Source organism: Bacillus sp. AFS040349, assembly GCF_002577655.1.
Lineage (GTDB): Bacteria > Bacillota > Bacilli > Bacillales > Bacillaceae > Metabacillus.
Genome location: NZ_NUMC01000115.1, coordinates 25,246 through 34,839, shown reverse-complemented (window position 1 = coordinate 34,839; position 9,594 = coordinate 25,246). Strand labels below are relative to the sequence as shown.

Genomic DNA, 9,594 nt, shown 5'->3' with positions numbered 1-9,594 from the left:
CATAGCTTAAAAAATAAAAAAGATGACAATCAGCCACCTTCATTCATTGCCCCTCTATAATATTGTTCTTCAAGCAAAGATATATTCTCGCGCTCTTTTAATTTACCTTCTTTATCTAAAATATCCTTTAATAATTTAAATGCTAAAATTTCAGGGGGGGTAATATCTTTCTTTAATGCTTCTGTGAGTATTAAAGGTGCTAACTCAATATGATATTCACAGAGTTCTTTACATTTATATAGTATTTTATCATCTTCCTCACTTTGAGCATAATACATTTTAACTAATTCCTGGTGGGCACGGTGCAAAATAAAAGGACGCTTCGTACGGTTAATGATTTCAATTAATAATTTTTCAGCAAGAAGATATTCCTTTGATTCAAAAGCCCAAGAAACATTTCCTAATAAAAAACCACAATCACTTCTTTTTGTTTTGGCATGACTGTCAGGGTGATCTAAATCCTTAGGCTGAATCCTTCCTCCAAAGGACCACTTTATACAATTTCTAATAAATGCTCTTTCATAACTTTGAAGACTATCCCAAAAATCATCAAGTTCTAATTGATGAATAATACCACCGTATTGTCTTTCTATTTTTGCTACTTTCATTTGTTTTATTAGTGCTGGATTTTTAAAGTTGAATAGTTTTTTAATACCCATACATTCACCTCTTGGACAATTCTGATGAATTATATGTTTTATTCTCACCTTTCATTACACTGTAGACTAAACTCTTATTTATTCTATATTTATAGTTGTAGTAAGCACAGAGATCCTGTATAGTAATGACTAAAATAAATACTTAAACCACAAGGGGAGCCTTTAAGCTGAGATTGAATGTTTACCATTCTAACCCTTTGAACCTGTTAGTTAATACTAGTGTAGGGATGTGGAAGATCATGTTTAAAGTAATGCTTGGATTATATGATCATTCCAATCATTGCTTTTTTATTTTGAGGCTAAAATAAGGTTGCCTTTTGGTTTGATGTAAAAGAGAGGTAATTAGTTTGCGAGGAAATCAACGTTTATTATTTTTAATCGAAGTTGCAATGTTAGCTTCACTGGCCTTTTTACTTGATTTATTATCAAGTGTTATTGGTAAGTTACCACAGGGCGGTTCCATTTCACTGGGCATGATCCCAATTTTTATCATTGCTTATCGTTGGGGAATAAAAGGAGGACTTCTAACTGGTTTGTTACTAGGCCTTTTACAAGCTGTTCTTGGTAATCCTTATATTGTCCATCCTGTTCAAGGGTTTCTTGATTACTACCTGGCATTTACTGTTGTTGGGTTTAGTGGAGTCTTCTTCAAGCAGATTCAAAACGCTTTTCAAAATAATAGTAAAAAATTAGCGATTCTTTATATAACACTTGGGGCATTACTTGGAAGCTTACTAAGAATGGTCGCACATGTTGTTGCGGGTGTTGCATTTTTTGCGTCGTTCGCACCTGAAGGTACTCCTGTACTAACATACTCTATTGTTTATAATGCTTCTTATATGATTCCAACAATGATCGTTTCTGCAATTGTTGTTAGTTTACTATTAGTAACTTCTCCTAGATTAATAATAAGAAAATAACTCTAACAAAACCTTGGCCCCTCGCCAAGGTTTTTCTATTTTTCATAAATAATTAGTAATCATCATAGTAAACACTATTAACTCTATGAAACCCCTTATTACCTTATCTCTCCGCACGAATAAATTCTACTTTGTAGAAAAACATTCATATTTTCAATTCTTTCGGCATCTATTAATAGAAATAATAGATTTATAAACGGAGGAAAAAGAGATGACTATATCTTATGGAATTATATTATTAACATTATTTCTATCACTATTTCATTTCTCTTATGGCTATAAAGAGGCAATTCGAATTAGTAATGAAGAGGGTCCTGTTCAAGGCTTGTCTTTAATATTTAGCATTCCTTTAGGTTTTACCTTTGCTTACTTATGTTCGATTTTCTACATTTCATCTTAATTTTAAAAACTCGTCAAACGGCGAGTTTTTTTGAAAAATCTTATGCACGTCCTTACCTTCAAACGTCATTTTTACCACTCCTGCTTCATAAATATCAATAAAGATTCACCTTTGCAGGAGGTTGCTTTGGAGACATTTAAATTGGTATGTAAAAACCTTATATACTCCAGCTTTACTCTTATTTTACTATTTGTATGTTTTGTTTGTTTCCATTTATTTTTTCACATTAAAGTCAGTTTTGCTTTCAGCATCATTATGACATTAACATCTTTTGCTTTATTCTGTTTCTTTGTCTATATTTTGATAACTTTGAAAAAGACATTTACCTTTTGGTTTTTTAAAGGGCGGAGTGGCATTGTTTCTTTTATGATCATTACAACATTCACTTTCTTTTTTTCCATCTACTTTTTTTCCATCAATCTTATGATATCTAGTGAGTTGGGAGGAAATTTAACACTTGAGGAGAAGTACCAGCTTTATTTAATACCTTTTCAATCAAATAAAGTAACCATTGCAGATTATCAAGCGATGAAGAAGGATAAAATGGTGAGCTCATACAAAAATGTAATGATTTATTATGAAACACATGAGAAAGAGCTAATCCCAATTATAGAGGATGTTCTAAATCGTGCTGATGAACTTACAACAAATCTTTTGGGTGATGTCCACGATAACGAGATTGATCTTATTCTTCATTCTTCTATAGAAGATCTTTATGAAAAAACCTCCTTAGTTCAGACTATGGGCTACTTTGACGATCCGAATGATATTGTCGGGATTGCCATAACGGACTTATCAGATATCGTCTCAAATCAAATGCCACAATCATTTTATTTCCAAAGCACCATTTTACACGAATATACTCACTATCGATTACAAGCTTATATTAAAGAGCAAGAACTTTACGTCTATAGAATTCCTCTATGGTTTCATGAGGGAGTTGCAGAGTATGTTGGTATGTATAACGTTGCACATCGCTATTATCCCTTTCAAGAAACCTCATTTTCCCATCTTGTGACACATAAAGACTGGGAAAAATATCGTCTAGAAGATTATGATGTTTATTTGCAAAGTTATTATGCAATTAAGTATCTCGTTGATCAATTCGGAGAATCAATTCTTAAATCAATCATTATAGAAACGGCAAAAACTAATGATTTTAATGAGGGATTTACTAAAGCAACTGGTATTACCATAGAAGATTTACAATCACAGTATATTAAAGAAGAGAATCAATCACTCCAAACAAAAAATGAAAGCCTCCAGCATTAGCTGGCAGGCTTTAGTTCTTTGCGCATGTATTTTTTTATTTGTTTTTCTAATACAAAAAGCATAATCCCAACCATAATAATACTTCCTCCCACTACTTGAGATGGAATCATTTTTTCTCCTAAAAAGAAATATGCAAGGATTATTGAACCAACTGGCTCGAACAAAATCATCACGGATATTGTATTTGTGCTAACCCATTTTAAAGACCAATTGAATAATGAGTGTCCGAGTAATGTTGGAATAATGGCTAATAAAATAAAATTATACCAGTCTGATGTCGGATAAGGACCTAAGGGATATTGTAAGATTAAACAATAGAGTAATAGAGTTAACGAGCTAATTCCATATACAATGAATGTATATAAAGTAAGCGAGTGTCTTTTTCTAATTCCCTGTCCAAAGAGCAAATATGCGGTAATCATTGCACATGCTACTAAAGAAAGAATATCCCCAAACAAAGCAAGACCACTTATTTTAAAATCGCCCCAACTAATGATCATACTCCCAGTGATAGCGAGAATTCCACTACACAAAGCCATCTTTGAAACTTTTTCTTTAAAAAACAAATATGTTCCCACAAACGCAAACAACGGTTGAAGAGTTACTAAAACTACAGAACTAGCGACTGATGTATAGTTTAACGATTCAAACCAAAGAATGAAATGAAAAGCTAAAAATACACCGGCTATCGTTGAATATAACCAATCTACTTTTGATAAGACCTTCAATTCTGAGCGATGTTTGATTAGAAATATTGGCGCAATAAGAATCGTCGCAAAAAACAATCGATAAAAAGCAATAACCGGAGCAGGAGCTGATGTTATCTTTACAAAAATAGCTGAAGTTGAAACAGAAAGTACACCAACAACCAGAGCTGCATAAGGAAAAAAGCGCGGAGAGTTCAAAGTCGTTCCTCCTATCATTCAAAAACCTACAATATTCTACCATGAAACGTAATAGAATAGTTGCGAAATTTGTAGAAGAATTCATAATAGAGTTGGAAAATCTTTGTAGTATAATAGTATTAATTTCATATTTATTTTTTTTGTATGAAAAAATACTAACTCAAGGAGGAGTACAATGATCATTCAACTTGAAAATATACGTCAAGAAATTCTACATACTGTTGATGACATTCCAGAACATTTATTTAATGATAGAGAAAACGAACAAACATGGAGTGTTGGACAAGTTCTTGAACACCTACATAAAACTGAGGTGGAGATTACGAAAGCTATAAAGTACATGTTAACCTTACCAGAGCAAGAACCTCTTCCAGATCAACCACTTAAGCTAACATTAGATCGTTCCACAAAAAGAATGGCACCAGCAGCGATTACTCCAGCAATTGTAGTAAATAAAAACGACATTTTACAAGCTCTGTCTCAATCTCGAAATCAACTCCTACAACTTATTGATTCTATACCTCCAGAGCAGGACCTTACAACACGAGGATTTAAACACCCTGTTTTCCCAATTTTATCGATTAAACAATGGATTGAATTTGTTGGTTATCATGAACAAAGACATCTAGCACAAATTTTCGAAATAAAACAGTTTATCACAAATGAAAGCGTTTAATGACTAGGGGGATACAGCAATTGAATAAATATAAAAAACAATCACTAATTCTTGTTATTTTCACTGCATTAACTTTATTATTATCGACAACTGTAACTGCAGCCGAACAGGAAGAAACATTAACAGTTGTTTCTCTTGGTGACTCCATTACATTTGGGTGGAATTTGGAACAACCACAGACTCCTCCTGTTCAATCGGAAAATGCTTTCCCATTTCTAATAGGTAACGGAAATACAGAGGTTTTAAATGTCAGCTATCCTGGATGGACTTCAACTCAGCTCCTTGAAGCCATAAAAACGGAAGAATCCCAACAAAAGCTCCAACAAGCTGAAACTGTCACATTAAGTATTGGAGCAAATGACCTGTTACAAGCAATTGAACTAAGTAAAATTATAGAGAATCAGCAGCCCGTTGATCCAGAAGCGCTTCAACAAAAGGTTGCAGCTGCGACTGCTCAAGTATACAACAATATAACAGAAATCATTACTCTTATAAAAGGACAAACAGATGCACCAATTTTATTATATTCGTTATATAACCCATTCGGTATGAATGATCCAATCTACGGAAGTATACATATGTTAGGTGAAATGATTACGAACAGTGTAAACAGCAAGGTATATTCAACAATAGCAGCCCAACAAGGTGTACAATATCTTGATGCCTATTCTGCTTTTAATGGTAAGCAACAGGACTACATCATACCAGGAGATATTCATCCAACGATTTCCGGTCAACAAGCGTTAGCTCTGCTTGCAACAAATCGGCTTAATGAATTAAACCCAATTATGATAAACCCAATCTTGTCTACTGAGGAAGAAACAGCAGAACCTGTTTCCATTACACTTGAAAAAATTGAACATACTATAGAAATCAAATGGCTTTCTGGAGAAAAAACTGCATCTGATTTTGTAAACGAGGGAAATCTCGTAGAAAACAACTCCTTTACTGTTACTGAGAATGGTGTTTATACCATTTATGTAAAAACTGCTTTAGGAGAAAGTATTAGTACGATTGAAATCTCAAATATCACTCCTAAAGTTGAAGATCCGATAGAAGATGAGGAGCCTCCAGTTGACGTTGAACAACCAGAGGAAGAAGAACCTCCAAGTGATACAAATGAAGATGAAGATCAAGCCCCTACAGAGCAACCTGAAAAAGAAACTCAAGATGAAGCTCCAAAGGTGGAAAAACCAAAGCAAACAATGGTGAAAAGTGGACATGCTCTACCAGATACAGCCACTTCTATGTACAACATTTTACTAACTGGCCTTTGTTTCATAGGAATAGGTGGGGGAGTCTTATTTAATCAAAGACTACGAAAATCAAGGGTAAAGCAATAAATGAAATAAAGTACCCCACTTACGGGGTACTTATTTTTACTCTGAACCTTTCTGTTTAGGATGTTCCTCTTTATGTCTCATAAAATGAAAATCTCTTTCTTCATCAAAAGGAAAAAGCTTTTGTTTTTTCGCTTCATCTTTGTAATTTGTAAAGATTTCCTCCATAAGTTGTTGAGTTGTTTTATCTTTTGCATCAATTCCTAACTTCTTAGCAGTTTGTAACGTTTTCTTATCAATAACCTCTCTTGCAAGCTGCTTCATATCCTTACCTTCTGTTTCAATCCCTAATTTTTTTGCTTCATTCTTTATGCCAACCTCAAAAACTTCCTTGCCTAGTTCATCTAGAGTTTTCCCCTCTGTATCAATATTCAGCTCTTTAGCTTTATTCATAATGAGGGTTTCTCTAATTTCATTCGCAATATCCTCCATGTCTTTTCCATCTGTCTTAATTCCCAACTCTTTTGCTTTGTTCATAATGTGAGTTTCTCTTAATTCTTTTGCAACTTCTTCTACTTCTTTTCCTTCCGTTTCTATTCCCATTTCTTTTGCTTTTTCGATAATTTTTGCTTCATGTACTTCTTTAGCTAATTGTTCAGTTTCTTTTCCTTCTGCTTCAATTCCTAACTCTTCTGCTCTTTTTTCTAAAAAATCACGATTCATCTTGTGGTGAGGGTGCCCTTCCCCTGGTCCCTTCTCAGCTAAAGCAGGACTTGTCCCAATTATTCCCATAGCAAGTGCTCCAGTTAGTACGTATGTAACCATTTTTCTTTTCATTTTTCTACCTCCATTAAGTATAGATTGAAAAAAGTATTCACCATTTTCCGCTTCCTTCATAGAGTGTCCAAAAATCTTGAATAAATTGTTACTATTATGTTTCATCTTTTTGAACGAGTATGAAAGAATTATGTGACGTAAGGTAATAACATATATAATGATTATGATTAGGTGTATTTATATAATTTGTGTGCTTTTAGAGTTAGGAGTGAAAGATCGATGAAAACAGTTGTTGTCATAGGTGGTGGAATAACAGGTCTTACCGCCATGTTTTATTTGCAAAAGCTTAAGAAAGAACAAAATTTAAATATAAATTGTATCCTTGTAGAACAAAACAAGTACTTAGGAGGAAAGATAAAATCTGTTAAAAACGGGGATTTTATTATGGAAACAGGTGCTGACTCTATTGTTGCAAGAAATGAAGGAGTAATACCTCTTATACATGATTTACAACTAGAAGATAAGGTAGTTTATAACGAAACAGGTATTTCGTATATTTATTCTAAAAACACATTAAAACCAATACCAGCAGACTCTGTTTTCGGGATTCCAACAAGTATTGGGTCATTATTTAACAGCACATTAATCTCACCAAAGGGTAAAATAATCGCTCTAAAAGATTTTGTGAAGAAAAACGAGAAATTTACTAGTGATAGTTCGATTGGAGCTTTCTTAGAAGCTTTTTTGGGCAAAGAATTAGTTGAAGATCAAATTTCCCCTGTTCTTTCAGGTGTTTATTCCGGAAAACTAGATGAACTCACAATGGCTTCAACTCTTCCATATCTATTAGAATATAAAAATCAATACGGCAGTATTATACGAGGAATGTCCAAAAACAAAAAAAAATTCCTTTCAGCAAATAATAAAAAATTCCTATCATTTCAAGGTGGACTATCTACAATCATTGATCAACTTGAGGATCAGTTATCAGATACTCTCATTTTAAAAGGCATAAAAACAGAAACCCTTAAACAGGTACAAGATGGCTATGAATTATCCTTTGATCAGCATGATTCAATTAAAGCTGACTATGTTGTTTTGGCGACTCCGCACGATGCAGCACAGAAATTATTAACGATTAAAGAGCTTGACCAGGAATTTAATAAATTGAAAAACTCATCACTCATCAGTGTTTATCTTGGATTTGATGTTCCTGATCAACAGCTTCCCGCAAACGGTACTGGCTTTATCGTAACAGAAAATAGTGATTTACTTTGTGATGCATGTACTTGGACGAGTAGAAAATGGGCCCATACTTCAGAAAAACAAAGATTACTTGTTCGTCTTTTCTATAAAAGCTCTAATCCTGCTTATGAAAAAATAAAAAAAATGAATAGAGAAGAAATAATTGAGACTGCCTTGGGTGATATTCAAAAAAGTCTTAACATAACGGAAAAACCAGAAGTTGTCGAAGTGACTAACTGGAATGAGCTTATGCCAAATTATCATCTTGAACATAACCAGGCAATCACTTCACTTGGAGAGAAATTAGCGGAACATACACCAAATGTATTTATAGCTGGTGCCTCTTATTTTGGAGTTGGTATTGGTGCCTGTATCAAAAATGGAAAAGAAACCGCGGAGAAAATTGTTCATCAACTTAAGAACAATAGCGCAAGTGCCTCGTTATAATTTTATAAACGATGAAAAGCAGGGTAAACTCCCCTGCTTTTGCATTTTTATACTCTTAGCTAACCAATTACTTAGTAAGTCATGAGCCAATACATCTTAATGAATTATCCTTTGTAGCCATATCCCTTCATGCCCTTTGCTTTTGTTTTCACTTTAAAAAGCCCCCCAGACAATGGATATTTTTCCAGCTCTTCTTTACTTAATCCTTGTCGAGCTGTTGTGATATACAGCTCATCTAAATGTTCTCCACCAAATGTGCACGAAGTAACATGTTTAACAGGAACTACAATTTCATCTAACTGTTTTCCTGTATAAGGATTCCATTGTGTAACTCTCGAACCATCCCAATGTGCTACCCAAATCATCCCGTCTGAATCAATTGTCATACCATCTGGTGAACCCATTTCATTCGGAATAACAACAGATGTCTTCTTACTACTAATATTCCCAGTTAGTTTATCATAAGAGAAGACCGCCACTTCCCCAGTAGGAGTATCAATATAATACATAAACTGTTCATCAGGACTCCATGCTAAACCATTCGATATTGTCACTGAAGAAAGAATTTTATGTATTTTTCCAGACGGATCCAAACGATACAATGACCCTTTTCCTTTCTCGATATTTAAAGCCATTGTTCCTATGTAGAAGCGACCGGAGCTGTCACATTTACCATCATTAAATCGTATATTAGGTTGATTTTCTTCTGGGTTTGCAACTAATAGTAGTTCCTCAGTCTTTAAATCAAAACGATAAATTCCATCATGCATAGCTAAAAGCATTTTTCCTGGCTGTGCTGGTACTGCTGCTCCTACATACTGATGAAATGTAAATGTCTTATTCTCTTTCGTTTTAGTATCATAACAATGAAGCCTTTTCCCCATAATATCAACCCAATATAATACATGCTCTTCTCCATTCCAATGAGGTCCTTCCCCTAGAGCAGCCTTTTGATCCACTACTAAATCAACAATATAACTCACTTTTCTTCCTCCCTCTCCCATTACCTATTT

10 protein-coding genes and 1 riboswitch are annotated in these 9,594 nt (G+C 34.0%); of the genes, 6 read left to right on the top strand and 4 right to left on the bottom strand.

Annotated features, from left to right (window positions below):
- Window positions 1-29: 29 nt before the first annotated feature.
- Window positions 30-659 (bottom strand): hypothetical protein, encoded by a 630-nt coding sequence (locus COD11_RS21585; RefSeq protein ID WP_098798972.1) that lies wholly within the window; start codon window positions 657-659, stop codon window positions 30-32.
- A gap of 142 nt (window positions 660-801) precedes the next feature.
- A riboswitch (TPP riboswitch) is annotated at window positions 802-904 on the top strand.
- 102 nt (window positions 905-1,006) lie between these two features.
- On the opposite strand from COD11_RS21585, the gene thiT reads away from it, so the two are divergent.
- The 3 genes from thiT to COD11_RS21570 all read left to right on the top strand — a co-directional run bounded on the left by thiT (window position 1,007) and on the right by COD11_RS21570 (window position 3,251).
- Window positions 1,007-1,579 carry an energy-coupled thiamine transporter ThiT gene (gene thiT, locus COD11_RS21580; RefSeq protein ID WP_098798971.1) on the top strand — a complete coding sequence of 191 codons (573 nt, stop codon included), beginning with the start codon at window positions 1,007-1,009 and terminating at the stop codon, window positions 1,577-1,579.
- 211 nt (window positions 1,580-1,790) lie between these two features.
- Entirely contained in the window at window positions 1,791-1,979 is a 189-nt protein-coding gene (locus tag COD11_RS21575; protein WP_098798970.1) for a hypothetical protein, read from the top strand.
- Between the two features lie 366 nt (window positions 1,980-2,345).
- Complete coding sequence (locus COD11_RS21570; RefSeq protein WP_141549724.1) at window positions 2,346-3,251, top strand: peptidase MA family metallohydrolase; 906 nt, start codon at window positions 2,346-2,348, stop codon at window positions 3,249-3,251.
- On the opposite strand, the gene COD11_RS21565 is transcribed toward COD11_RS21570, so the two are convergent.
- Complete coding sequence (locus COD11_RS21565) at window positions 3,248-4,156, bottom strand: DMT family transporter (protein WP_255301669.1); 909 nt, start codon at window positions 4,154-4,156, stop codon at window positions 3,248-3,250. The genes COD11_RS21570 and COD11_RS21565 overlap by 4 nt on opposite strands.
- Before the next feature lie 175 nt (window positions 4,157-4,331).
- On the opposite strand from COD11_RS21565, the gene COD11_RS21560 reads away from it, so the two are divergent.
- Together COD11_RS21560 and COD11_RS21555 are read left to right on the top strand one after the other, a co-directional pair.
- Window positions 4,332-4,832 carry a DinB family protein gene (locus COD11_RS21560; protein ID WP_098798967.1) on the top strand — a complete coding sequence of 167 codons (501 nt, stop codon included), beginning with the start codon at window positions 4,332-4,334 and terminating at the stop codon, window positions 4,830-4,832.
- Between the two features lie 20 nt (window positions 4,833-4,852).
- Complete coding sequence (locus COD11_RS21555; RefSeq protein ID WP_176551193.1) at window positions 4,853-6,175, top strand: GDSL-type esterase/lipase family protein; 1,323 nt, start codon at window positions 4,853-4,855, stop codon at window positions 6,173-6,175.
- 36 nt (window positions 6,176-6,211) lie between these two features.
- On the opposite strand, the gene COD11_RS21550 is transcribed toward COD11_RS21555, so the two are convergent.
- Window positions 6,212-6,949 carry a hypothetical protein gene (locus COD11_RS21550; RefSeq protein ID WP_098798965.1) on the bottom strand — a complete coding sequence of 246 codons (738 nt, stop codon included), beginning with the start codon at window positions 6,947-6,949 and terminating at the stop codon, window positions 6,212-6,214.
- A gap of 219 nt (window positions 6,950-7,168) precedes the next feature.
- On the opposite strand from COD11_RS21550, the gene COD11_RS21545 reads away from it, so the two are divergent.
- Entirely contained in the window at window positions 7,169-8,581 is a 1,413-nt protein-coding gene (locus COD11_RS21545; RefSeq protein ID WP_098798964.1) for a protoporphyrinogen oxidase, read from the top strand.
- Between the two features lie 104 nt (window positions 8,582-8,685).
- On the opposite strand, the gene COD11_RS21540 is transcribed toward COD11_RS21545, so the two are convergent.
- Window positions 8,686-9,564 carry an SMP-30/gluconolactonase/LRE family protein gene (locus COD11_RS21540; RefSeq protein WP_255301668.1) on the bottom strand — a complete coding sequence of 293 codons (879 nt, stop codon included), beginning with the start codon at window positions 9,562-9,564 and terminating at the stop codon, window positions 8,686-8,688.
- Window positions 9,565-9,594: the final 30 nt, after the last annotated feature.